This window comes from Arsenicibacter rosenii, from assembly GCF_001870735.1.
GTDB lineage: Bacteria > Bacteroidota > Bacteroidia > Cytophagales > Spirosomataceae > Arsenicibacter > Arsenicibacter rosenii.
In genome coordinates, this window is record NZ_MORL01000007.1 from 179,768 (window position 1) to 204,197 (window position 24,430).

Consider the following 24,430-nt stretch of genomic DNA (forward strand, 5'->3'; position numbering starts at 1 on the left):
CCTGCTGATAAACAGTACCATTACTTCAGGTCAGGCGCCTGTGTCTCTGCAGGATGGGTTGAAAACACTTAACCAAAAGCGAGGTATCTACTTTTTGTATAACCCTAAAGTTGTAGCCGGTTATATGGTACCACCATTAATCGATTGGCAAGCGGATACGGAACAAGTACTTGCCCGGCTTCTGGAAGGGACAAACTTATCGTTTCGCAAGGTCCGTGCGTGTTACCTGATCGAGCCCCGCAGGCAGCCCGATACCAGATTGCCGGTTACTCCTGGTTTGTCCCGGAAACTGATGATCAGTGGTTACGTAAAAGAGCAGAATAGCGGTGAAAATCTGGTAGGGGCGACCGTTTTCGTAGCAGGGAAGGCGGGAACCATCACAAATAATTACGGTTATTATGCGCTTTCGCTTCCTGAAAATGAAGAGGTCGAGCTAATTGTCTCGCTGGTTGGTTATCAGCGTGTGTACCAGCGTATCCGACTTATTGAGAACACATTGCTCAATGTTGAACTAGCTAATAATGACAGTCTGGACGAGGTGGTGCTACGGGCAGACGCCACTGAAAATGCATGGTCTGTTGCACAGACGAGCCAGCATACCATTCCATTGAGAGCAGCGGAAACCATACCGGCTGTTGCTGGCGAAAAAGACGTACTGAAGACACTTCAGTTCCTGCCGGGCGTGCACAAAGATTTTAACGGTCAGGTAGGGCTGCATATTCGCGGGGGCGGATCAGACCAAAACCTGCTTATCCTCGATGACGCACCGGTCTATAATGCCAATCATTTGTTTGGTTTCTTTTCGGTCTTTAATGTCGATGCCCTGAAAAGTATACGTCTGCAAAAAGGAGGTTTCCCGGCCCGATATGGGGGGCGTTTATCCTCAGTAGTCGAGATGAGCATGCGGGAAGGCAACAACAAACACCTGAAGGGCGAAGTCGGTACAGGCCTTATCACCTCCCGGCTGATTCTGGAAGGGCCGGTCATTCGCGAAAAAGCCTCCTTTTTACTCACTGCCAGACGAACTAATTTCAGCTCATTGCTTGGCAATTTTGTAGCCAAAGTTGCCGAAAGCTATTCAGGTACCAACTGGAAGTCCGATTTTCACGACCTCAATGCCAAGCTAAACGTCGACCTGAACCGCCGTAACCGGCTTTATCTGAGTGGTTATTTCGGACGCGATTTTTTTGGCGGCGGGGATAGTCTGGATGCTAGCCGCCGTTGGGAAAATGTGCTGCGATGGGGCAATACCACGTCTACGCTGCGGTGGAACCATCTGTTTAGCGAACGGCTGTTTGCCAATCTATCCTTCATATTCAGCCAGTATGATTTTACGACACATACCAAATACGTTCCCATCGATGCATCAATCCCGAATTCATCCGTAACTATGTGGCGATATTTTAATCGCCTGACCGATTACACACTTAAGTATGATTTAGAATATTTCCCGAAACAGTCTCATCAGATACAGACAGGTATAACCTCAACACAGCGTTTTTTTCGGCTAAATGGCTTTGATGTTAGTGACACCGTTGCCAGTTATAGTCATATAGAACCTATCCGGTCAATAGAAAGCTCCGTTTATGCAGAAGATAACTGGAATGTCAGTAAGAACCTGAAACTGGCCCCTGGCGGCCGGGCAACATTGTATCAGGTTAACGAGAAAACTTTTTTTCGTATCGAGCCGCGACTGGCGGTTTTACTAAAGCTAACCGGCAGAACGGCACTTCTTGGTTCCTATTCGGAAATGAACCAGTTTGTGCATCAGCTGACCAACACCGGGCAGGGCCTGCCAACGGATTTGTGGGTTCCTGCGTTACCGGAGGTGAAGCCACAGCGCTCGCGGCAGATTGTACTGGGCTGTATCCACGAATTAACCTCAAAATGGCAATTAAGTATTGAAATGTACCGGAAATGGATGAGTCATATCATTGGTTACCACCCGGATGCGGGCTTTATTGGCCTTACAAATGCCCAACGTGCTGAACATATCCGATGGGAGCGTAATATCGTTACCGGCACTGCTGAAGCATCAGGGCTGGAATGTATGGTACAACGAAAAACGGGCCGGTTTTCAGGCTGGTTTACCTATACCTGGGCAATTACGTTATGGCGTTTTCCGGCACTGAATAATGGGCAGCCGTTTTTTCCGGCACATGATCGCCGGCATACATTCTCCTGGATCGGCATTTATGAACTAAACTCTGGCTTAAAGTTATCGGCATCATGCAAGTACGGATCGGGGAGCCCGCAAACAACGTCTGTTTTAGGGGTGTCAGGCTTCGGCAGCTTAACGAAAAACAATCCACCTGCACCTACTCCGCCAGGCGGGCTTTCATCGCCCCATGATTCGTTCTCAGGTTTTCGGGGAGTAGCCATGCATCAGTTGGATGTGCGTTTGCAGAAAACGTTCGCGGGCCCGCATTTTACTCACCAACTGGAGTTAACGATTACCGATGCCTACGTCCGCAGCAGCCCTTATGCCTATACTTCCGCCGCGAACACCTCCCGGAATTTCGGACAAAGATTAATGGCGCGTTTCCCTTTTCTACCGTCCGTAAGCTATACGTTACAATTTTAAGACCATTGTGCAGCATCTTCACTAACCGGCCGGACAGGCAATACTGTACGGTTAGTCAGTTTTATATCCAAACAGCAGGCATAACGGCTCCGGTACGTTACGCCTGCTGTTTGACACTGCTTCGGGAAAACCCGATTTTGTTGATTGGAAAAAGCCGGTTAAGGCAACAAAACCCGATCAATCACGTGCACAATCCCATTGAGCGTGACAAGATCGGCTATAACAACGTTTGCGGCGGTTGAATTACTTTTGCCGCTAACCATAACCGATGACTTTGGTGTGACCATAACAGACAACGTACCGCCCTGTACAGTGGTTATGTCGTCGCTACGTAAGGTAGTTGAAAACGCCCGCCCGCTCACCACATGATAAGTCAGAATTTTAGCCAGTACTGCAGGATCAGCAGCCTGAATCGACTGTATGCTTGGAAACCCTGCGGCCTGAAACGCTGCATTAGTTGGTGCAAACACCGTAAAAGGACCACCTGTTCCGAGTGTTTGTACCAACCCGGCCCGCTGAACAGCGGCCACTAAAAACGATAGATTGGGGTTTGAGACGGCTACTTCAACAAGATTGCCTGCAGGGGGCAATAAAACTTTGTTGATCACATGTACTACACCGTTTGATGCCTTTATGTCGGCCTGGATTACATAAACGCCATTTACGGTAATGCTTTGCCGTTTGCTGATCTGTAGCTGCTCTCCCTGCAATGTCTTAAATCCAAGGATGTTTTCTGGTAGCGCGTTCGCAAAAAAGCTTTCTCCGCCGATAACGTGGTACAGTAATATTTTGCGTAACACGTTTATATCCATGTTATTAATGGCGTTGACGTCGGTAAGTCCCGCTGCCCGGAACGCATCATCAGTAGGGGCAAATACAGTCAGCGTACCAGTACTTAAGGCATCTGCCAACCCGGCTCGCACTACAGCTGCCTTCAGCAGACTGAAATTCGGGTTTTCAACTACAAGATTGGTAATTGATTTAGTCATACTATTACCTGTGGGTAGTAGTACCTGATCGATGACATGCACAACGCCGTTAAGGGTTACAATATCGGCGGCCTGAACTTTGGCAGGGGAGGTATTTCCGATGCCTTGAATAATGGCCATACCTGGTGTTCGTGTTGCCGTCAGCCCGCCGCCCTCTACAGTCATAAGTTTCTCGTCGTTCAGTTGCGTTGAGAATGTGATACCGGGTACGACATGATAGCGAAGAATACGGCTTAGTACGTTCGGATCGGCAGCCCTGACTGACTCAATAGTTGAGAAACCTGCCGCCTGAAACGCTGCGTTAGTTGGCGCAAACACGGTAAAAGGGCCTCCCGTTCCTAAAACCTGTATGAGGTTAGTACCACTTTGCGTGACCCGTTGTAAAGCCGCTACCAGGTAAGTCAGGTTCGGATTTGCAACTGCTACTTCAATGGTATTGCCGGCAGGTGGCAGCAAGACCCGGCTAATGATGTGAATAACACCATTGTTGGCTTCCACATCTACCCTGTCAACAGGCACACCATTTACCGAAAGCCCTCCCCGGCGGGTAGCATAGACCTGCTCACCCTGCAGGGTTTTAAAACCTGTCAGCCGGTCAGGAATCCGATCCTCAAAAAAGCGCTCAGTGCCGATTACGTGATACAGAAGAATACGGCGTAATACATTCACGTCGGCATTATTGATTGCATTTACATCTCCAAAGCCTGCTGCCCGGAATGCATTATCAGTTGGGGCAAAAACGGTCAGATTCCCTGTACTCAGCGCCTCAGCAAGCCCGGCTTTAACCACAGCCGCTTTAAGCAGGGTAAAATCAGGAGAGGCCACGACAATCTCTGTAATTGTCTGCCTGATCCGGATACGCCCCCCGCTTGTTTGAGTAGAATCAGACGGCTGTAGTTCCCGGTTACAGCCGGAAAGTGTCAGTAAACCAAGCAGCAAAAAAAGCCCGGTCTGTTGCAGTGCGAAATAGGTTTGTTTCATGACAATCGATTAAAATAGTTAAGTTGAATACGTTCATTTAAATCTTGTGAATACCTGAAAGCAATTTGATTGTTAGTGTGGCAGCGATCGTCTATCTCACAGAAAATTCTGATATTTTTTTTGGGCAGGGCAAATGAGTGCTTTCCGGAACGATAGAAAGCCTGGCAGCGGTAAAGTGGTAGTGGTAGTCGGAGCCTGATTTTCCGGAAAAATACCTTGCTTTGCAGCATGAACCGAATTCTATATACAAATGCTGCCGACTGGCCGGCATTGATTGCCCGGCTGGCTCTCGCAATCGTAGTCTTCCCGCACGGTGCCCAGAAACTGTTGGGCTGGTTTGGTGGCGGTGGTTTTCAGGGAACCATGGGTTTTCTGACCGGCGATGTCGGACTACCCTGGATACTGGCGTTGCTGGTGATCCTGATTGAATTTTTCGGGCCGTTGATGCTCATCGCAGGAGCGGCTACCCGCGTGGCGGCGTTTGGCATTCTGGGCAATTTCATCGGTATTGTTGTGTCGTCGCACCTGAAATCCGGTTTTTTCATGAACTGGTACGCCGAAGCCAACAAGGAAGAAGGGCTTGAGTACTTTATTCTGCTCTTCGGCCTGACCCTGATCAGCCTGATTGCCGGTGGTGGCAAAGCGAGTGTAGATGCCGAGTTGACGAAAAGAAGCGGGTAGGGGGCACCGGAGGAGTCTGAACGCCGGTCTCTGGCCGGCGTTCAGGCGGGCTCTGGCTCATAGGCCCTGAGGCGTGCAGACCCATACAGGCATACCATACCTTATTGCACCTGTAAGCAACGCATCCGGTTGCCTGTTTTTTAATGACAAGGGTTTCATGTATATGATATTCTTATATTTTCTCCCCTTTTCACACCATTAAGTTTTTTTGTGAAACATTTCCGTGAAACATCCTTGGATTATCCGAAAGTATCCGGCATCTTTGGGACTGCAACGAGCTAATACAAATGGGTAAAGTCATTGCTGTCGCCAACCAGAAGGGGGGAGTCGGAAAAACAACTACCACGATTAATCTAGCGGCTAGCTTAGCCGCTCTGGAGTTTCGGACGCTTATCGTCGATGCCGATCCACAAGCGAACTCTACGTCGGGTTTAGGATATAATCCAAAGGAAATTACTACCAGCATTTACGAATGCATGGTTGAGGGCGTTGATACACATGATGCCATTATCCAGACGGATTTCCCGAACCTGGATTTGCTGCCATCACACATTGACCTCGTCGGTGCCGAAATCGAGATGATCAACCTGGGCAACCGGGAAGATAAGATGAAAGACGCCTTAGAAGATGTGCGTCAGGAGTATGATTTTGTCATTATCGACTGTTCGCCGTCGCTGGGTCTGATTACCATCAACGCGCTGACAGCCGCTGATTCAGTAATTGTACCGGTTCAATGCGAGTATTTCGCGCTTGAAGGCCTGGGCAAACTCCTGAATACGATCAAGATCATTCAGTCGCGGCTTAATACCCGGCTGACGATTGAGGGCATTCTGCTGACCATGTATGACCTGCGCGTGCGCTTGTCGAATCAGGTGGTTGGCGAGGTAACCGCGCACTTCCAGCAAATGGTCTTCAATACCATCATTCCGCGTAACATTCGTCTGAGCGAATCGCCGAGTTTCGGGGTACCGGCGCTGGCCCAGGATGCCGAAAGCAAGGGAGCTATCAGCTATCTGAACCTGGCCCGCGAAATCCTGACGAAAAACGGAATGATGCCGCACGACCAACCGGCATAAGCATAAGGCAGGGAGCGAACCGGTTCTCCTGTAATAATCAATTTAATCAGGGGCTTACGGGTGCCGTTTCAGGACGCATCCGTAAATCATACATCATTAACTAAATGTATGGAGACATTGAATAGTAAAGCACCAAACAAACGGATGACGGGTTTAGGGCGGGGACTCGGTGCGCTGCTCCAGGATAGTGATGCGGTCAACCGGCAGGCCAAGCCATCGCCTTATGAGACGATCAGTACCATGAGCGAAATCTCAATCAACCAGATTGAGACCAACCCGTTTCAGCCCCGTACACGGTTTGACGAAGAAGCCTTGCAGGAACTCGCCGAATCGATCCGCGTACAGGGAATTATCCAGCCGATTACTGTCCGGCAACTGGAAAAAGACCGCTACCAGCTGATTTCGGGGGAACGCCGTCTGCAGGCCTCCAAGCTGATTGGCATGACTACGATCCCGGCCTACATCCGGACGGCCAATGACCAGCAGATGCTGGAAATGGCGCTGATCGAAAACATCCAGCGTGAAAATCTTAATTCGATAGAAATTGCCCTGAGCTATCAGCGCCTCATTACGGAGTGCAGCCTGAAGCAGGAAGAACTGGGCGAGCGTGTCGGCAAGAACCGCACAACGGTCAACAACTACATCCGCTTACTGAAACTGCCGCCGGTAATTCAGGCCGCCCTCCGCGATAATGTAATCTCGATGGGCCACGCCCGTGCCATTATCAACATCGAAAATCCGGAGACGCAGATCCGCATCTTCCGCAAAATCGTCGATGAAGAGTGGTCGGTCCGGAAGGTAGAGGAAGCCGTTCGTAACCTGTCAACCGACGGGTCGGAACTGGTTGCCCGAAAGGTGACTTTGCCCAAAATGGAACTGCGCAGCCTGCAGTTTAAGCTGTCGTCGATGTTTGGCACGAAGGTGTCGATCAAGGCCGATGAAAAGCACAAGGGCGAGATCAAGATTCCGTTTACATCACAGGAAGAGCTGGACAAGATTCTGATGGTTTTGCGCCACGAAGGAAAATAACAGCCGGAAGTTACAAACTGACATGAAGTATCGGGGAGTTTGGATGTGGGTGGTCCTGTTGCTGACAACCGGTGCGGTTCAGGCACAGAAAAAGGCAGTTACTGATAGCGTACGGGTTGGTAATTCGGTGCTGACCGCCGACGACTCAACCATTGTAAACGGGGCAGACACTGTCCGGATCAGCGAAAAAAAAACGGCCGAAATCCGCAAGATCATTCCGCGTCAGGCAACCATCCGCTCGGCGATTTTGCCCGGCCTGGGCCAGATTTATAACGGACAGCCGTGGAAAGTGCCGTTTGTGTATGCGGCCCTGGGCACGGAGGTGTACCTGATCATTGATTTTAATAAAAAGTATCTCAAGTTTGAATCCGCTTACCGGACCGCCTATGAAGATAAGTCGACGGGCGAAAATGCGAAAACGGCAGTAGTGCGTATCAAACGGGATGGGCAATGGCAGGATGTACGCTTCGGCGTCGCGCAGTTGAAGACGATTACGGACATCTACCACCGGTATCGGGACCTGAATGTGATTCTGATGGCAGCGTTCTGGGCACTGAACGCGGTAGAAGCCAACGTGGCGGCTCACCTGAAAACGTTTGACATGTCGGATGATCTGTCGATGCAGGTAAAGCCAATGCTGATTCCGAACCTAGCCGGTGGTCCGCCAATAGTAGGGGCCAAACTAACGCTGACGATTAAATAAACGGGGTTTTCGGTCTTTTAAGAACGAAACGAAAATAGATTTTACATGAATATTCTGTTGCTCGGCTACGGCAAAATGGGGCGCACCATCGAAAAAATCGCGCTTGATCGTGGCCATCACATTGCCGGACGGATAGATGTTGCTAACCGTCAGGAAATGGAATCCCTCAGCGGTGACGCTGTGGATGTGGTTATTGAATTCAGCTCACCTGAATCGGCTTACGAAAACATAACCTATTGCCTCAAACGCGGATGGCCCGTTGTCAGCGGAACGACCGGCTGGCTCAACCACCGTGCAGAGGTGGAAGCACTGTGCGGGCAGCACAAGGGTGCTTTCTTCTACGCATCGAACTATAGCATCGGCGTGAATCTGTTTTTCCGGCTGAACAAGGTACTGGCGCAGTTTATGAAGAACTATCCGTCGTATCAGGTGTCGATGACCGAAATTCACCATACAGAAAAGAAAGACGCGCCGAGCGGAACCGCCATTACCCTGGCCGAAGGTATTCTGGAAAACCTGCCGGGCAAAACCGGCTGGGCCGAAAAAGGTCCTGAGGCCATAGCTGACAGTGTACTGGAGATCGAATCCCTGCGTGAAGGCACGGTACCGGGAACGCACATTATCCGTTATGGGTCGGAGGTCGATCAGATCGAGATTTCGCACATCGCCCATAGCCGCCAGGGGTTTGCGCTCGGGGCTGTTGTGGCGGCTGAATGGCTGGTTGGTAAGCAGGGTATTTTCGGAATGGATGACCTGTTAGGAGAGTAGCAAAGATTGAATTAGTCGAAAAAAAGAAAACGTTGTGTCAGAGGTAAATACAAAACCGCAGATTAAATCGGATAAGCCGAAAAAATCACCAGCCCGCGAGTGGTTCGACTCGATACTGTTTGCTGTTGTGGCGGCCACCCTCATCCGGTGGCTGTTTATGGAAGCGTTCACGATTCCGACGCCTTCTATGGAACGCAGCCTGATGGTGGGCGACTTCCTGTTTGTGAGTAAGTTACATTATGGTACGCGTACACCGCGTACGCCGTTACAGGTGCCGCTTACCCACCAGAAAATATGGGGAACTGAAATTCCGTCGTTCAGCGATGCCATTCAGTTGCCATCGTTTCGCTTACCGGGCTTCACCCATGTCAAAAACGGGGATATCGTGGTATTCAACTTCCCGACCGAAGAGCAGTATCCGCCGGATCTGCGGACAAACTACATCAAGCGTTGCATCGGTATTCCGGGCGATGTGGTCGAAGTACGCCACCGTCAGGTATACGTAAACGGCAAAGAAACACAGAACCCGCCACGCATGCAGTTATCGTACTTTCTGGAAACGACAAATCCTGATCTGAACGATACGTTCTTCCGTCAGTTCGACATTGTAAACGATTACCGGAAGGGCAGCGAAACCTACAACTGGCAGCCAATTGAGCAATACAACGACTCTACCAAGGCCAATGCGCTCGTGGGCTACAAGCTCGTGACAAACGCCGAAACGATTGAGAAGTTCAGGCAGTTTGACTGGTGCAAGAAGATTGTTCCGTATGACGAAGAACGTCCGGCGAAACCATCACCCTACTCGCAGATCTACGGCGGCGCGCTGATGAACTGGACCATCGACAACTTTGGTCCGCTGACGGTACCGAAGAAAGGCGTAACCATCAAACTCGACTCGGTAAACATTGCCCTGTATGGCACCGTGATTCAGAAATACGAAGACAACGGCAAGGTAGAGGTAACGCCAACACAGATCACCGTCGATGGTAAGCCGGTTACGTCATATACCTTTAAGCAGGATTATTACTTCATGATGGGGGATAACCGGCACAACTCATACGATTCACGGTATTGGGGCTTTGTACCGGAAGATCACATTGTCGGTAAAGCTGTCTTTATCTGGATGTCGATTGACCCGAATCCGGAGAGCTTCTGGAACAAAATCCGCTGGAACCGCTTATTCCGGATTATTGAGTAGGCAGAACAGCGTTTACGCATAAAAAGGGGCGGTGGATCATCCACTGCCCCTTTTCGTTAACCGGCATCGGTCGCTTACCAGGCGATTTCCGGCAGGCCATGCCCGCGGAGGTATTCGTTGGCCTGGCTGAAATGTTTATTGCCGAACCAGCCACCCCATTGTGCTGCCATCGGCGAAGGGTGCTTTGATTTCAGGACTAAATGCTTCGAATCGTCGATAACAGCCCCTTTCTTCTGCGCATAAGCGCCCCAGAGCATAAACACGATATGTTCTTTCTGCTCCGAAAGCACTTTGATGGCGGCATCAGTAAAGCTTTCCCAGCCTTTGCCCTGGTGCGAACCCGCCTGGCCGGCCCTGACTGTAAGTGTGGCATTCAGGAGCAGTACCCCCTGCACGGCCCAGCGTTCGAGGTTACCGGATTTCGGTACCGGAATGCCCAGATCGTCCTGTATTTCCTTAAAGATATTGATGAGCGAAGGCGGTTTAGTCACCCCGTCGGCTACGGAAAATGACAGACCATTGGCCTGGCCTTCACCGTGGTAAGGGTCCTGGCCAAGGATCACAACCCGTGTGTCATCAAAACTGCATTTATCAAAAGCATTAAAAATAAGCCGTCCGGGAGGGTATACGCGCTGGGTACTGTATTCGTGTCGGACAAACTCAGCCAGCTCCCGAAAATAAGGCTTGTCGAACTCGGGTTGAAGCCGTTGTTGCCATGACTCGGCGATTGCAACTTTCATGGGAATGCGTGAAAAAAAACGTTTGCTGCTTGCGAAAGTAAACTAATCAACCTAATTTTCGTTTCAAGGTTGTCAAGAACGGCAAAAATTTATGGTTTCGGCAGTTACAGAAGGCATAAAGGTTAGCGTAAGGACGGAATATCAGGCCGAGTACTCAAGCCCGCTTCAATCACATTACGTATTTACCTACCGCATCACCATTGAGAACGCCAGCGAGTACACCATTCAGTTGCTCCGGCGTCACTGGACGATTTACGATTCAAACGGAACGGTTCGCGAAGTCGAAGGCGAAGGCGTGGTCGGGCAACAACCGGTGCTTGAGCCCGGCGAAGTACACGAGTACGTTTCGGGCTGCAACCTGCGCTCCAGCATGGGTAAAATGGTCGGCCATTACCTTGTTGAACGCATTATTGACGGAAAATACGTCAGCGTAGCCATCCCTGAATTTACCATGGTGGCTCCGTTTAAGTTGAATTAACCGCCTCTACGTTGATTATCCCTTATTTACGGTACATAGTCAGGGCAGGGAACGAGCACTCCCTGCATTCTCCTTTTTTGTTTGATCTGTACCGGCAAACCATCCGCCCCGGCAGGAAAAGTGCTGAAGAGCCATTCTTTACGCAGATTGAAGCGCTCCGGCGCGAACTGAAACAAAGCCGCGAAGAACTGGCCGTCGTTGATTTAGGCGCCGGCTCCCGCCTGACGCCCGCCAATACGCGTACGGTAGGGGCAATTGCCCGCCACTCGGCAAAACCACCGGCCTATGCGCAGCTGCTGTATCGCCTCACCCAACGTTTTCAGACGCGGACCATCTTTGATTTAGGAACATCGCTTGGCCTCACAACGGCTTATCTGGCGAAGGGCGCGGATAAAACCGGGGGCTTTGTAACCAGCTTTGAAGGCTGTCCGGCAACGGCAGAAAAGGCACGGCAGCATTTAAACCGGCTTGGGTGTAAAGCGGTTGAAGTCGTTACCGGCGATCTGGCCGAAACACTACCCCGGCAGGTAGACCACGCTGACCGGCTGGACCTGGTTTTCTTCGATGCCAACCATCGTTACACGCCTACTGTTCAGTATTTTAATGTGTGTTTACCCAAAAAACATAACGATTCTGTGTTTATCTTTGATGATATTCACTGGTCAGACGAAATGGAGCAGGCCTGGGCAACGATTAAAGAGCATCCGGACGTAACCGCCACGGTTGATCTCTTTGGCGTAGGGCTCGTTTTCTTTCGTAAAGAACAGTTGAAGCAACATTTTACCCTGCGTTTCTGATCAGCTTTTCGCATGAAGCATTTCTTATCTTATCAAATCGCCCTGGCGGGTGTCGTTGGCATCGCTATACTGGTTGGCTCGTGTCAGAAAACCGGCACGGATGCAAAACCTGCTGATGAGTCCAGTTTCGGACTCATGCAGAAAAAAATCCTGACGCCCTCGTGCGCAACGGCGGGTTGCCATGCCTCGGAAAAAGATGCGTCGTTTAAACAGCACGGGCTGGTACTGGCAGAAGGTGCGGCCTATCAACATCTGGTGGGGGTGGCCCCGGCCAATACCGATGCTAAGGCTGACGGTTATCTACGGGTGAAGGCGTTTGCGTCGCTGCAAAGCCTGCTGTATTACAAGCTTAATTTCGAGCCGGCACACCATGCCACCAAACAATACGGTAACCCGATGCCGCTGGGTGGTAATGCGCTGTCTGTCGGAAAAATTGAGTTTATCCGGCGTTGGATTGAAGCCGGCGCGCCGAAAGACGGCAATGTCGTGGATGCAACACTGCTGGATGATACGACACCAAGTTACGTAACATCGCCTTTTGAAGCCTTACCGGTACCGGCCGCAACAGAAGGGCGGCAGATGAGCCTGCCACAGTTTACCGTCGCCCCGAATTTTGAACGGGAGTTGTTTATGCGCCGGATGGTTGGCAATACGGGCGATATGTATGTTAACCGTATCCAGATCAAAATGCGGCCTAACAGCCACCATTTTGTTGCCTATTCGTTTTCCAACGCATCCTATCCGCCGCTTGACCAGGTACGTGATCTGCGGAATGCCGACGGATCGCTGAATCTGACGACCTTCCTGACCATGCAGAACCATGTGTTTCTGGCCGGTAGTCAGTCGTCGACTTATGATTATACGTTTCCGGCAGGTACAGCCTTGCTGCTGCCCGCCAACACCTCGCTGGATTTGAACTCGCACTATGTCAACAAGACAACCGCCCCGATTCCCGGCGAAGTGTCGATGAATCTCTACGCGATCGATAAATCAAAAGTGCAGACGGTTGTACAGACGCTGAATCTGGCAAACCAAAGCCTGAACATTCCGGCGAATTCGCGGGTAACGCTGTCCAAAACATTTACGTTCAGCAAACCAAGAACCATACTGGCGCTGACGTCGCATACCCATAAGCTCGGAGAAAAATTTGTGATCAAAATTTACGGCGGTGCCCGGAACGGCGAAGTAGTTTATACTGCCACAGACTGGGAACATCCGGACATTCTTACCTTTAAAACGCCCATTACGCTGAAGGCAGGGGAGGGGTTAATGTCCGAAATTACGTATAACAATACGACAAATAAAGCCGTTGGCTTCGGATTAACCAGCGAAGATGAGATGGGCATTATCTTCGGTTATTTCTACGAAAACTAAAAAAAAGTGGTGGCACGACGCGAAGTCATACCACCACTACTAATCATCTCTTTTTATACAAACCGGCATTTCGGACTACAATTCTGTTGATCCGAAATGCCGGTTTTATCGTTATTTTATCGGGCTACTTCAACGTTCACACGGCGTCCTTTGATCGTGTTGCCTTCCATCGCATCCAATACACGGCTTACGGCATCATTCGGTACGTCAACGTACGTAAACTTGTCGTAGATGTCGATATGGCCGATGCTGTTGCCCGGAATATTGGCTTCACCGGCAATGGCTCCTACAATATCACCGGGACGAACGAAGTCCTTACGGCCGATGCTCACGAATAAGCGTGTCATATGCGCTTCCCGTTCCCGTGGTTCGCGCGGCTGACGACGGTCGTCTGAAGAAGCAGGCCGGCGTTCGGCACCGCTGCGTTCGCGGTCACCGAAACGGCTCCGGCGGTCATCGCCGCCAAAACGGCTGCCTTCCCGTTCGCGGTCGCCGAAACGACCCCGGCGGTCGTCGCCACCGAAACGGCTACCCTCACGGTCGCCGAAACGTCCCCGGCGATCATCGCGGTCGCCGAAACGGCCGTTGCGGTCCTTACGGTCGCCACGGCGATCTTCTTCCAGAGCCAGGTTCTGATCCGAGAATTCGTTCTTCTCGATACCCATGCTGCGTTTCACCAGAGCGGCCACAACTTGTTCGGTCGACAGGCCGGCGTGGTGCAGTTGCGTCAGTACATCTTCGAACAGCGACAGATCGTTGCTTGCTTCAATCGTTTGCTGCAGTTGCTCGATAAAGCGGGCTTTCCGGATACCTACGATGTCTTCGAATGAAGGAATGACTCCTTTTTCAACCTTAACCTTGGTATAGGTCTGGATTTCGCGGAAACGGAACTTCTCATCGCGGCTCACCAGCGAGAAGGCACGGCCTGACTTGCCCGCACGACCCGTACGGCCAATCCGGTGTACATAATATTCTTCGTCGAGCGGAATATCAAAGTTGATTACGGCATCCACATCGTCAACGTCGATACCGCGGGCAGCTACGTCGGTGGCTACCAGAATGTTGGTAGTACCGGCACGGAACTTAGCCATTACGTTATTGCGCTGCGACTGACGCAGGTCACCATGCAGACCTTCGGCCATATAGCCACGGATTTGCATATCTTCAACGATTTCGTCGACTTTACGTTTCGTATTACAGAAAACCAGCATCAGTTTCAGGTCGTACATGTCGATCAGACGGCACATTACCTCACCTTTTGCTTTTGGTTTTACTTCAAAATAAACCTGCTCAATATTCTGGTTAGTCAGCTCTTTCTTAACGACCTTCACCAGTACAGGGTCTTTCTGGAAGCGCTGTGTCATGGCCATGATTGGCTTCGACATGGTTGCCGAGAACAGAATGGTCTGACGCTCGTCCGGCATATCTTCCAGAATGCTTTCGATATCTTCACGGAAGCCCATGTCCAGCATTTCATCGGCTTCGTCAAGAATCATCATCTTCACGTTATCCAGTTTCAGCGTGTTGCGCTCCATGTGGTCCATTACACGGCCAGGCGTACCGATCACGATATGCACGCCACCTTTCAGGGCGCGGATCTGACGTTCGATAGAGTCACCGCCGTAAATGGCTTCAACCCGGAGGCCACGCTTATATTTCGACAGTTTACGGATTTCGTCGGCTACCTGCAGGGCCAGTTCGCGGGTCGGGCAAAGTACCAGGGTCTGAACAGAACGATCGGTAATATCGATCATTTCGAGGGCAGGAATACCAAACGCGGCGGTTTTACCCGTACCGGTTTGCGCCTGACCAATTACGTCGCGACCTGCTAAAATGTGAGGAATCGCCTCTGACTGGATAGGCGACGGTGTAACGAAGCCCATATCATCAATGGCACGTTGCAGGTCGTCCGACAGGTTGAGGTCGAGGAAAGTACGTTGATTCGGGGTATTCAAAGCCTTAGGTTGTTCTGTAAGAACAGGTTGTTCCAATACGTCTGATTGGTTTTGTTCCAATTCGATCATGATGTTATAAATAATAAGAAAAACATCCCAAGCAACAGACGATCTGCCTGTTGACGGTACTGGTGAACTATGCTTTGCAGAAATATACCCAACGAAGTTGCCCCACTTGATTCCCCAAGGCCCTAAGCCTAAACCCTTGCACGAAATTGTCCGCGCTGAACCATTTTAAGACCAACAGTGATGTGATTCCCCTACGTATTGATAGCCCACAGAGACCGTCGGATCATCCGTACCGGTTCTGTCTGATAAAATTGAAGAAGTGAAAGTAGCAGGAAAAAACAATGGTTTTTTCGTTACGCCTTTCTTCTCTTTGACCGAGATAAGAAAACAGAAGCTTGACGGATGTCGCTTGTAAAACTTTTACAAAATTAAGAAGAAACTACTAAAAAAGCAACTATTGGCTTGGTATGATTGCATTATTTTTATTTTTCGGTGAGGACATTTTATTCTCTTAGCCGGAAAAATTTGGAATATCCGGCTAAGAGAAAAGTTTATATGGCTTAAATGGGCAGAAGCCGAACATCTACAGCGATATCCTTGCCTTCCGCATTTTTACCAAGTTTGAATTCTACTTCGTCGTCAATCTGCAATTCGTTAAAGTCTGAATCGATCAGGCTTGTATAATGGAAGAAAAGATTGTTGGGCGGGTAGTTAATAAATCCGTATCCTGTTTTCAGGCTCCGTATGGTGCTTATCCGGCGTTCTTCCGGATCTGCGTCAGCAAGGTCGTTGTCAAACGTTGTTTCTGTCTCATAGCCTGAGGTCAGGAGTGAGCCGTTACCATTTGACCCGGATAATGTAAAGGTAGGCCGGACTTGCTGCTTAACGAATAAATTCTGGACCGTCGGATCATTCTTCCGGAGTCTGTTATCAATCATTTCGTGCATGGCAACCGGATAGGATACTTCTTCCAGTAAATCCTGCGAAGTACGGGTAACCTGTCGTTCCCCTTCATCGTTGAAGAACTCGAAGTCCCAGCTCAGTACCATAACCCGTGTACCAAGTGTGTTCAGCTTGCGGATAAGCGGAACGTAATCGCCGTCGGCGGTGATAAGTACTAATACGTCAAATTTTTTATAGAGAGCGAGTTCAAAGGCTTCCAGAGCGAGCCATACATCTATTCCTTTTTCCTGACGATACCCCTGATAGGTTTTAACGGGGAGATAATGGGTGACGACGCCTTCTGACATCAGAATGTCATCAAACAGACGGTCGTAAAAAAGCTGATTACCACGCTGATGGGCTTCATGGGCATTCAGTCGCCCCCTGAAGTAATGTGCATCTACAATCTGGCAGAGTCGTACATCCGTTTCTTCCTCTTCTGAAATCTGCCGGCGGATGAATTCATGTAAACCGGAAATACTTATTCGACTGCGACGTTCGTGAGAGTAATTATAGTAATTGCTGACATGTAAGAAATAATTACCATCGTAAAAAACTCCGATACGGGTTAACCCATGACGAGTGTTAGGCATGTTTGTTTTTTTATCTATTTTATTATTTACAATTTTTCACTTTTCTACACTTCGGGGAGTGAACGTTAGTATGGATTTCTATTGAGGCGTGCTAATTTATAAACACCGGATTAGAATACTACTGTAACAATCAGATAGGCCTTAATACTGGTATAAACTATAGTGTACGGTGTACTTTTTACAAATTCTCAGATTAATAAGGGCAAAAGTACGACGATTTTCGCACTAATTAAAGTGGTTGGGTATCTTTGCCTACTCGAAGAATAACCTGCAATATGCGCAAAGTATTATTTATAGACCGCGACGGAACACTCATAATTGAACCGCAATCAGACTTCCAGATTGACTCATTAGAAAAGCTGGAATTTATGCCCAATGTTTTAACTGCCCTGCGGAAAATCACTGAAGAGACTGATTACGAACTGGTAATGGTAACGAATCAGGATGGTCTTGGAACAGCTGCTTTTCCGGAATCTACATTCTGGCCGGCACACCGGAAAATGCTGGCAACATTTGCGGGCGAACATGTTCATTTTGCAGCTGAACATATTGACCGGCATTTTCCGCACGACAATTCGACCACCCGCAAGCCTGGTATCGGGATGCTGACCCAATACTTTAACGGAGAATACGATCTGGCAAACAGTTATGTAATCGGCGACCGCATGACCGATGTTCAGCTGGCAGTTAATTTAGGGGCCAGCGCCATTCTGTTTTTGCCCCCGAATTTGTCGCAGACGACACAAATGGCTGACATTTCGGGTTTTACAGAAACGATGGAAAAAACTATTGCGCTTAAAACTGATAACTGGCATAAGATTTATGAGTTTCTGCGGCTGCCTGCCCGCAAGGCTACGGTAGAACGAAATACGAAAGAAACGCAGATCCGTATTGAACTGAACCTGGATGGCACCGGAAAATCATCGATGAAAACCGGCCTTGGTTTTTTTGATCACATGCTGGATCAGGTCGCCAAGCATTCCGGCGCCGACCTAAGCATTGAGGTCAACGGTGATCTGCATATTGATGAGCATCATACTATTGAAGATACAGCGCTGGCCCTGGGCGAGGCCTATCGTAAGGCGCTCGGCGATAAGCGGGGCATCAGTCGCTATGGCTTCCTGCTGCCGATGGATGAGGCGCTGGCGCAGGTAGCGATTGACTTTTCCGGTCGCCCCTGGCTGGTATGGGAGGCTGAATTCCGCCGCGAAAAAATCGGCGACATGCCAACCGAAATGTTCTTCCATTTCTTTAAATCGTTCTCGGATACGGCTTTATGTAATCTGAATATAAAGGTCGGAGGTGATAATGAACATCATAAGATCGAAGCGATTTTCAAAGCATTTGCCAAGTCGATCAAAATGGCGGTCAGCCGGAATATTGCTGAGATTGATAATTTACCCAGCACAAAAGGCGTACTTTAAAAAGATACAAACTTTCAAAAAAGGCAGGGGAGGAGGGTTGCAAAACCACTCCTCATTCCCGTACTTTGCCAAAAAAACAACCTGGTTCAGATTATGGATTTGTCAACTCCTTTAACGCTCCTGTTCTATGCTGTTTTGTTAACTGCCGCATTTATCACAGGCCGTTGGCTGCAACGCAAAGAGCGGAACTACTAAGCATAAGCCGGTTAGCAAACAGGCATAAAATGTCCTGTTTGCTAACTACTTTGCTGGAATAAACTGTAGTTTTTACGCCTATGTTCAGTGCTCTTGCCCGCTGGTTGTTCGGGCTGTCCGGCTGGAAGATCGCCGGTAATATTCCTCAGATTCCTAAAGGTATTTGGGTCGTCGCACCGCATGCGACAAACTGGGACTTTCTTGTTGGGGTCGGCGTTCGGGCCGAGCTCCGGATCTGGATACAATATCTCGCTAAAAGCCAGTTGTTTACATGGTATGCCGGTTGGTTTTTCCGGATACTCGGCGGAAAACCGGTTTACCGCAATAAATCCAACAACCTGGTTGACTCCATTGTCGACATTCTGAATACCAATCCGCAACTTCACGTCTGTATTACCCCGGAAGGAACCCGCGGTAATGTGTCTAAACTGAAAACCGGCTTTTACTACATCGGCTTAAAGGCAAATGTCCCGCTGATTCTGACCGGATTCGATTATCCCCGCAAACTGGTAATCCTGAGCGCCCCCATGTATATGACCGGGAACTACGAACAGGATATGCGGGCTATTTACGATTTCTTTCTGCAGGTTCAGGGTGTCCGGAAAGACTGGCTGCAACATTACGCCGAAACGGGCGAAATTGCCGGCTAACGGATGGTTTTAACAACCTGATTCAGCCAGATCCGGCGGCCGGTGCAGTTCCAGTGTGAATCGCCGGTGGCATATACCGGCTCATGGCTGGCTTTGTACGTCGAATACACATCTATCACAGGAATTTGTAGGCGCGGGTGCTGCTGGATACGCTCAATCAGGTGGTTATAGGCCCCGCGTGATGGATCCAGAATCGTTGCCTTGTTTGGAATAATGGACAGATAAACGGCATCGAAGCCCGCTTTCCGGTAGCGTTTTGCGGCGTTGTTGAGACTGTCTACCAAGAGCTTAACCTCTTTGTTGCTGAGCGGAGCAAACGATGAATTGAGTACTTTGGTCGTATCTACATCCAGATCAACAAATACATGCTGCCGGTCTTTCGATAACCCGACGGTCGGGCTGAACCGGTCAAATAAATGGAGCGTTAAGGAGGCTTTGAGTTCTTTCAGCCATAAAAACAAATCCTGACTGAATAAAACGGTTTCGAGCCGCTCCTCTATCCCTTTCGACTGAATCTGATCGAATAGCTGACGACGCCAGGTTTTCTGACTTTCGGCTTTGGTTGCGGTATGACTGGTATCCTGAACAACAGCCAGCGAATGCACAGGGTGCGCGAAATGTTCCCGGAAATGGCGCTCAACACTCTCCAGCATCAGAACATTATACTGGCTTGTGTCTAGCTTTACCTGCATTTGATCTTCCCAGTGTACCCGCCGGTAATAGGTCACCGGCAGACCGGCACGCTGAAAGGCGGTTTGGCTCAGGCGCTGTGGTTCGCTGAAGCTATCGCCGATGATGTACAGGGACACCGGCCGTGCCGACGAATCGGTTTGCACCAGTGCGGGATCGTCGCAGGGAAGTTGTGGCTCTTTAAATTGTGGCAGGCTGGATAACCGGTACAGGTCCCCAAACCGGTAATCATCAGCAATAAATCCGGTCTGATACATCCAGTGCATGACGCTGCCTGAACAGCCGCCGAGCCACAGTAAAAACGCTATGCCAATGAGGCTATATCGAAGCAATCTGGTCATTATCGTATTCGTATTGAAAAAAGCTGAACCGCTTTGCTGATTCCGCTCAGAATATATAACTCGCCCGTTTGTTCATCCAGCTGAAGCACAACCGGGAAGTCGCTTGGTATTGGCCGGTCGTTAATTTTTCGCTGGTTCAGGGTGTAAATATCCGTAAAACCGCCGGATTTAATGCTGATCAGTTCAATGCCGGTGCCTAAACGATGGTAGCGGACGCTGCTTTCGCCGGGTTTAAGTCCGCGGATGTCCAGCTGCAGATTCCCTTGCTGATCCAGAATAGCGGTCTCTGTATCCGTCGTACGAAGCAGCAGCCAGTTGGTCTGGGCCGCGTCCGGAAAGAGCCGGAATGATCCGTCGCGAATAGGGCGGTACAACTGACTCCGTTTAGCAATCAGCCCGTTAGGGTGCAGATCAAGTACTTCGCCCCGGGTGGTTACTGCCTGCATCATTGTACTGCCCGCTGGTTGCAAAACGGGGCTGACAAACGGTTTATCGACACCGTCGAAGGTTAGTTTAGCCGGAAAATGGTTAACATACGCACCATCGTCATGCCAGCGGTGCAGGGTGCCGTCGGCCTGAAGGGCCAGAATTTCCATCCCGTTACCTTCATCAATCAGCTGGAAAGGGAGCAGCAACGGGCCCGGATGCGGGTTTTTGATTAACCGGATAAACGCTTTCTTCTGACGGTCCAGGGCGTAGACATGTCCGTCTTTGTGGGCGGCTAAGGCAATCAGGTTAGACTGCCGGCTCCCGCGCGGGAGCAGCAACAGCGAAGGATCGATGCCCGCCGGTAAGGTAATTCCTTTTAGTTTAACCCGCCGTGCGTCGGGATTCGGATCGGCAATATACAGCTTGCGGGCGGTCATGAACAGGTATTGCAGGTGACCATTGCTGAGATAGTCTGCCGCAACAACATTGCTGCGGATGGCTCCGTCGGTAGTATCCTGCACGATTTTATCTCCTTCCGGTGTCACCAGTACAAACTGACCGGCATTGTTCTGGGCATAGAACTGGGCAGAACCGTCAGCAAGGTTACCGGACACTACGGGAGCGGCAATCAGCGGGGCATTGAACTCAACGCGCCGGCGCAGCAGCAGCCTGTTCAGAACATTACTGCCCGACTGCCGTGTCGACCGGCCCAGGACGAGCGTCGACTGTACTTTCTCATTGCCGTAGCTTGCCTGATAAACCATATTTTCAAGGTTATTGAGCGAAGCCGACGAATAGCCGAGCAGGTTCCGCCACGTAATCGGCCAGCTGACGGGCAAGGTTGTCTGCGACCGGTTCATCCGGACAAATGCCGTAAAGTTGGCGGGACGCAGAATCTGGTTTAGCAAGCCCAGCTGGCGAGGGTCATTGGCCCAGACGGCTTTGCGGTCCACCTGCTGCAGATAATCCTGCATTACATCTTCACCGTTGGCAATAATGAGGTAATTACCGTGTTGTGTGATCCAGCTCTGCGGAAAACCACTGAACAGATTGCTGAACAGGGATGCGGGTAGTTCGGCAACATTCACCCGTAAGAGTTTGTGCTGCAAAAAAGTCTTGACAGTAGACGGGCCCTTAGCACCAGCCAGAAAGGCCAGATTCTGAAACTCCGTCGACAGTTTTTTCACGTCTTTGGCTTTCAGGATAATGATTTTCCGGTTCGCGTTACTGGCCGATTCGAGGCGGCAAAGAATCACATCCTGACCCAGTGCGTTGAAAAAGCCGGGCATATCTTCTTCCAGTTTTTCGATCCGTTCCTGAACTGATTCATTGGCGGTAGACCCAAGGACACGCGCCATCGACTGCCCGAACCGGGTAGGGTTGCTCAGGCCGAGGTGGTAGAGTACGGCCGTATTCTGCGGAATGGCATCACCGCTTTGCATACGAACCGGCGTCTGATCAACGAAAATATTGGCTATATCCTGCCGGTTTCCGATGTCATCGGCTGCATAGCCAATCAGATGCGTCCGGCTGGCTGACTGACGAAACTGGAGGCTGAGTTTTTCGGGCAAAAACAGATTTACCAGCGACCGCTTGGCTTCGGGTTGTTCAAACAAGGCCTGCATGACTTCCGGCCTGATGGATAAACCGGCAACATGGTCAGCATCGATCCGGAATTGAATGTTTTGCTCACTGCGCGGCAGGGTTTTATGCAGGGTCCGGATTACATTTTCCACTAATACGCCCGATGAACTGCCGATCAGAAAGTGTTCTGTTGCGAAAAAGGTACCGTAGGACTGATTTGTAAGGCTGACCAGTTCCTGTATCCGTTCGTCGGAAAAGGAGCGGGCCAGCATGCGGTATTTGGCAGGGTCGGGATGGCGGATTTTTTCAATGAATGCCTGGTCGCTGTTCTGGTCGATGGGGATATAAAAGACAAAACCCAGCTGCGTTTTTGAAATCGGATGCAGCGAATACCGGACAATTTTCTTCGCCAGAAAAGTTCGTGCGGTAGCGGTATCTGCGGCTGTATAAAAAAAGCGCTCAAGACTTTGTACGGCTTCCTGGAAGACGGGTACTTTCCGGAGCGGCATCTGCGTCCGGATGGCCCGCGCCGAAACAGGGGCCTGCAGCGCCTGGCTATCGAAGATCAGTAAGGCATCTGCCGGTATCAGGGCCGATATGGACCGGGGCTTAGCCATGAACTGCTGATAGCCTGCCCATGCCAATATCGCTGCGAAAACTGCGCCAATACCAATCCAGATACGTTTTTTCATAAGCAGCAAAAATACGACAATGACGTTTACACAACGTCTTGAAAATGTAGGTAGCGGGGCGCTTATTTATGAACAGGTACAAAAAAACGAGACGAGCAGGGCCCGTCTCGTTCTTAGGATTGCTCCTTTGTGCTTATTTACCCCACATGGCGTTGGCGGTCTCAGGGAAGAATAAGGTCAGTTCCGGTACGTTGGTAACCATCCGGGTTGCCCATTCCACCCCCTGCATGAGTGAGTGGTCCTGGTTACTGACTTCGTATTTCCAGGCGCCAAACCGTCCGCGTGAATAGATGTTGAATGGTTCCAGCGCAGGCAGGACTTCTTTGAGGATACCGTCACGCTCTACAGAAGGGGTCGGGTAGCCGTATTCAAAGGCCACATGGAACGTCGATACGACATCGTCAGCAGACTCGATCAACTGATCGTCAATCAGGGCCTTAATGGTATCCTGAATCAGGGTTTCGCGGTTGACCGGTTTTGCCGTCGATTCGCTGGTTTCGGTCATGAGCGACCAGTATTCACCATCGGCCGGTACGTTGTTCGGACTATAATTCGAAAAGACCGTTACGCGGTAATAAGGGCTGTTCGCTTCAGGAAAATACATCCAGCACATCGTTTCCAGCGATTTCTTAGGCTTGCCTTTCAGACCGATGCCTACCACGTTGGTTGAGGAATGCTTCAGCCCCTGTGCTTTCTCTGCTACGCTACTGTCCAGTCCATCCACCAGGCGGGTGAAGATATCAACCGGCATCGTATTGAGCAGGTGTTCGTATTCGATCTCTTCGCCATTGGTGAGCGTCAGTTTTTTAGCGGGAGCATTAACGCTGTTGACAGCAGCGTTAAGTTTGATGTATTCACGGCCAACCAGATTGCCGACGGCTTCCCAGATCCCACCGGTTCCGCCGAATTTAGGGAACTGAAATGTTGAATTTGGCCCCCACGAGTAATCTTCCTGATTAAAGATAATGTTTTTCGTTACGCGGGCAAGGTCAGTCACGGCAACACGTTCACCTACCCAAACGGCATTCATTTCATCGGCAGGGTAAGCCCAGACTTTAAAGTTATAGGGAAACATGAACGTCTCGGCCAGCCCGGGACCAAACGTTTGCAGAATCCACTCACGGAAGTTGGCCGGTTTGCGGTTGCTCGGAAACTTGTAGTTCTGGATAATGCCTTCCAGACATTTCCACATGGTTTCCGGCTTCAGGTATTTGATGTTGTTCTGAAACGGATACGGTACAAACCGGTCCTCGATCCATACCCACGATTCCCGCTGATGGGTCAGCCAGCCATCCTCACCGAGAGCCTGGCGCATCAGGTTATCAAAATACGAATAGTGGGAAAACTGAACGTGGCCGCCCACGTCCCAGAGGAATCCCTTCTCATCGACAAAGCTTTTGGCTAAGCCACCGATGCGGTCTTCTTTTTCCAGAACGATAAAGTCAGTAATACCAAGCTCTTTGAGTCGATATGCGGCTCCTAAGCCGGTCGGGCCGGAGCCAATGATTACATATTTATGCTTCAT

At 50.2% G+C, this 24,430-nt stretch carries 19 protein-coding genes; 12 read left to right on the plus strand and 7 right to left on the minus strand.

All coding sequences use genetic code 11. The annotated features are described in order from the left end of the window. Positions 1–124 precede the first annotated feature (124 nt). Positions 125–2,584 (plus strand): TonB-dependent receptor, encoded by a 2,460-nt coding sequence (locus BLX24_RS15190; RefSeq protein ID WP_218160700.1) that lies wholly within the window; start codon positions 125–127, stop codon positions 2,582–2,584. Positions 2,585–2,742: 158 nt separating this feature from the next. Here BLX24_RS15190 and BLX24_RS33640 read toward each other — a convergent pair whose 3' ends face one another. Then, complete coding sequence (locus BLX24_RS33640) at positions 2,743–4,554, minus strand: fasciclin domain-containing protein (RefSeq protein ID WP_071504003.1); 1,812 nt, start codon at positions 4,552–4,554, stop codon at positions 2,743–2,745. Positions 4,555–4,782: 228 nt separating this feature from the next. Between BLX24_RS33640 and BLX24_RS15200 the strand changes: the two genes are divergently transcribed. From BLX24_RS15200 to lepB, 6 genes are all read left to right on the plus strand, one after another. Next, the gene (locus tag BLX24_RS15200; RefSeq protein ID WP_071504004.1) at positions 4,783–5,235 is read left to right on the plus strand and encodes a DoxX family protein; all 453 of its coding nucleotides are present in this window, start codon (positions 4,783–4,785) and stop codon (positions 5,233–5,235) included. A gap of 287 nt (positions 5,236–5,522) precedes the next feature. After that, positions 5,523–6,311: a ParA family protein gene (locus BLX24_RS15205; protein WP_071504005.1), complete on the plus strand. Its 789-nt coding sequence runs from the start codon at positions 5,523–5,525 to the stop codon at positions 6,309–6,311. A 108-nt stretch (positions 6,312–6,419) separates the two neighbouring features. Continuing rightward, positions 6,420–7,340 (plus strand): ParB/RepB/Spo0J family partition protein, encoded by a 921-nt coding sequence (locus tag BLX24_RS15210; protein WP_071504006.1) that lies wholly within the window; start codon positions 6,420–6,422, stop codon positions 7,338–7,340. 22 nt (positions 7,341–7,362) lie between these two features. Then, entirely contained in the window at positions 7,363–8,043 is a 681-nt protein-coding gene (locus BLX24_RS15215) for a DUF5683 domain-containing protein (protein ID WP_143092693.1), read from the plus strand. 45 nt (positions 8,044–8,088) lie between these two features. Then, entirely contained in the window at positions 8,089–8,811 is a 723-nt protein-coding gene (gene dapB, locus BLX24_RS15220; protein WP_071504008.1) for a 4-hydroxy-tetrahydrodipicolinate reductase, read from the plus strand. Positions 8,812–8,845: 34 nt separating this feature from the next. Then, the gene (gene lepB / locus BLX24_RS15225; protein ID WP_071504009.1) at positions 8,846–10,012 is read left to right on the plus strand and encodes a signal peptidase I; all 1,167 of its coding nucleotides are present in this window, start codon (positions 8,846–8,848) and stop codon (positions 10,010–10,012) included. Positions 10,013–10,086: 74 nt separating this feature from the next. On the opposite strand, the gene ung is transcribed toward lepB, so the two are convergent. Beyond that, positions 10,087–10,752 carry a uracil-DNA glycosylase gene (ung, locus tag BLX24_RS15230; RefSeq protein ID WP_071504010.1) on the minus strand — a complete coding sequence of 222 codons (666 nt, stop codon included), beginning with the start codon at positions 10,750–10,752 and terminating at the stop codon, positions 10,087–10,089. A gap of 91 nt (positions 10,753–10,843) precedes the next feature. On the opposite strand from ung, the gene apaG reads away from it, so the two are divergent. Genes apaG through BLX24_RS15245 form a run of 3 tightly spaced genes read left to right on the plus strand, consistent with a single transcriptional unit; the run spans position 10,844 to position 13,401 of the window. Beyond that, entirely contained in the window at positions 10,844–11,230 is a 387-nt protein-coding gene (gene apaG, locus BLX24_RS15235) for a Co2+/Mg2+ efflux facilitator ApaG/CorD (RefSeq protein WP_071504011.1), read from the plus strand. An 11-nt stretch (positions 11,231–11,241) separates the two neighbouring features. Then, entirely contained in the window at positions 11,242–12,027 is a 786-nt protein-coding gene (locus BLX24_RS15240; RefSeq protein ID WP_071504012.1) for an O-methyltransferase, read from the plus strand. A 12-nt stretch (positions 12,028–12,039) separates the two neighbouring features. Next, positions 12,040–13,401, plus strand: coding sequence for a monooxygenase (locus BLX24_RS15245; protein ID WP_071504013.1), 1,362 nt, complete (start codon positions 12,040–12,042; stop codon positions 13,399–13,401). 116 nt (positions 13,402–13,517) lie between these two features. Here the strand turns inward: BLX24_RS15245 and BLX24_RS15250 are convergent, their stop codons facing one another. Both BLX24_RS15250 and BLX24_RS15255 read right to left on the minus strand, forming a co-directional pair. Continuing rightward, complete coding sequence (locus BLX24_RS15250) at positions 13,518–15,425, minus strand: DEAD/DEAH box helicase (RefSeq protein ID WP_083422002.1); 1,908 nt, start codon at positions 15,423–15,425, stop codon at positions 13,518–13,520. A gap of 500 nt (positions 15,426–15,925) precedes the next feature. Further along, positions 15,926–16,900, minus strand: a complete 975-nt coding sequence (locus BLX24_RS15255; protein WP_071504014.1) for an NYN domain-containing protein — start codon at positions 16,898–16,900, stop codon at positions 15,926–15,928. A 275-nt stretch (positions 16,901–17,175) separates the two neighbouring features. Here BLX24_RS15255 and hisB point away from each other — a divergent pair, with 275 nt between their 5' ends. Together hisB and BLX24_RS15265 are read left to right on the plus strand one after the other, a co-directional pair. Further along, positions 17,176–18,324, plus strand: coding sequence for a bifunctional histidinol-phosphatase/imidazoleglycerol-phosphate dehydratase HisB (gene hisB, locus BLX24_RS15260; RefSeq protein WP_071504015.1), 1,149 nt, complete (start codon positions 17,176–17,178; stop codon positions 18,322–18,324). Between the two features lie 275 nt (positions 18,325–18,599). Further along, positions 18,600–19,169, plus strand: coding sequence for a 1-acyl-sn-glycerol-3-phosphate acyltransferase (locus BLX24_RS15265; RefSeq protein ID WP_071504016.1), 570 nt, complete (start codon positions 18,600–18,602; stop codon positions 19,167–19,169). On the opposite strand, the gene BLX24_RS15270 is transcribed toward BLX24_RS15265, so the two are convergent. The 3 genes from BLX24_RS15270 to BLX24_RS15280 all read right to left on the minus strand — a co-directional run bounded on the left by BLX24_RS15270 (position 19,166) and on the right by BLX24_RS15280 (position 24,430). Beyond that, a complete protein-coding gene (locus BLX24_RS15270) occupies positions 19,166–20,200 on the minus strand; it encodes an alginate O-acetyltransferase AlgX-related protein (RefSeq protein ID WP_071504017.1) in 1,035 nt (344 codons plus the stop codon). The two genes, BLX24_RS15265 and BLX24_RS15270, sit on opposite strands and share 4 nt — an antisense overlap. Next, the gene (locus tag BLX24_RS15275; RefSeq protein WP_071504018.1) at positions 20,200–22,905 is read right to left on the minus strand and encodes a hypothetical protein; all 2,706 of its coding nucleotides are present in this window, start codon (positions 22,903–22,905) and stop codon (positions 20,200–20,202) included. The genes BLX24_RS15270 and BLX24_RS15275 overlap by 1 nt, the downstream gene beginning before the upstream one ends. Positions 22,906–23,038: 133 nt before the next feature. Continuing rightward, positions 23,039–24,430: a protoporphyrinogen/coproporphyrinogen oxidase gene (locus BLX24_RS15280; protein ID WP_071504019.1), complete on the minus strand. Its 1,392-nt coding sequence runs from the start codon at positions 24,428–24,430 to the stop codon at positions 23,039–23,041.

Excerpts from the sequence above, each read along its gene's own strand:
- BLX24_RS15190 (WP_218160700.1), top strand. The coding sequence starts at position 125 with ATGGTACCACCATTAATCGATTGGCAAGCGGATACGGAACAAGTACTT.
- BLX24_RS33640 (WP_071504003.1), bottom strand. The coding sequence starts at position 4,554 with ATGAAACAAACCTATTTCGCACTGCAACAGACCGGGCTTTTTTTGCTG.
- BLX24_RS15200 (WP_071504004.1), top strand. The coding sequence starts at position 4,783 with ATGAACCGAATTCTATATACAAATGCTGCCGACTGGCCGGCATTGATT.
- BLX24_RS15205 (WP_071504005.1), top strand. The coding sequence starts at position 5,523 with ATGGGTAAAGTCATTGCTGTCGCCAACCAGAAGGGGGGAGTCGGAAAA.
- BLX24_RS15210 (WP_071504006.1), top strand. The coding sequence starts at position 6,420 with ATGGAGACATTGAATAGTAAAGCACCAAACAAACGGATGACGGGTTTA.
- BLX24_RS15215 (WP_143092693.1), top strand. The coding sequence starts at position 7,363 with ATGAAGTATCGGGGAGTTTGGATGTGGGTGGTCCTGTTGCTGACAACC.
- dapB (WP_071504008.1), top strand. The coding sequence starts at position 8,089 with ATGAATATTCTGTTGCTCGGCTACGGCAAAATGGGGCGCACCATCGAA.
- ung (WP_071504010.1), bottom strand. The coding sequence starts at position 10,752 with ATGAAAGTTGCAATCGCCGAGTCATGGCAACAACGGCTTCAACCCGAG.
- apaG (WP_071504011.1), top strand. The coding sequence starts at position 10,844 with ATGGTTTCGGCAGTTACAGAAGGCATAAAGGTTAGCGTAAGGACGGAA.
- BLX24_RS15245 (WP_071504013.1), top strand. The coding sequence starts at position 12,040 with ATGAAGCATTTCTTATCTTATCAAATCGCCCTGGCGGGTGTCGTTGGC.
- BLX24_RS15250 (WP_083422002.1), bottom strand. The coding sequence starts at position 15,425 with ATGATCGAATTGGAACAAAACCAATCAGACGTATTGGAACAACCTGTT.
- BLX24_RS15255 (WP_071504014.1), bottom strand. The coding sequence starts at position 16,900 with ATGCCTAACACTCGTCATGGGTTAACCCGTATCGGAGTTTTTTACGAT.
- hisB (WP_071504015.1), top strand. The coding sequence starts at position 17,176 with ATGCGCAAAGTATTATTTATAGACCGCGACGGAACACTCATAATTGAA.
- BLX24_RS15265 (WP_071504016.1), top strand. The coding sequence starts at position 18,600 with ATGTTCAGTGCTCTTGCCCGCTGGTTGTTCGGGCTGTCCGGCTGGAAG.
- BLX24_RS15270 (WP_071504017.1), bottom strand. The coding sequence starts at position 20,200 with ATGACCAGATTGCTTCGATATAGCCTCATTGGCATAGCGTTTTTACTG.
- BLX24_RS15275 (WP_071504018.1), bottom strand. The coding sequence starts at position 22,905 with ATGAAAAAACGTATCTGGATTGGTATTGGCGCAGTTTTCGCAGCGATA.
- BLX24_RS15280 (WP_071504019.1), bottom strand. The coding sequence starts at position 24,430 with ATGAAGCATAAATATGTAATCATTGGCTCCGGCCCGACCGGCTTAGGA.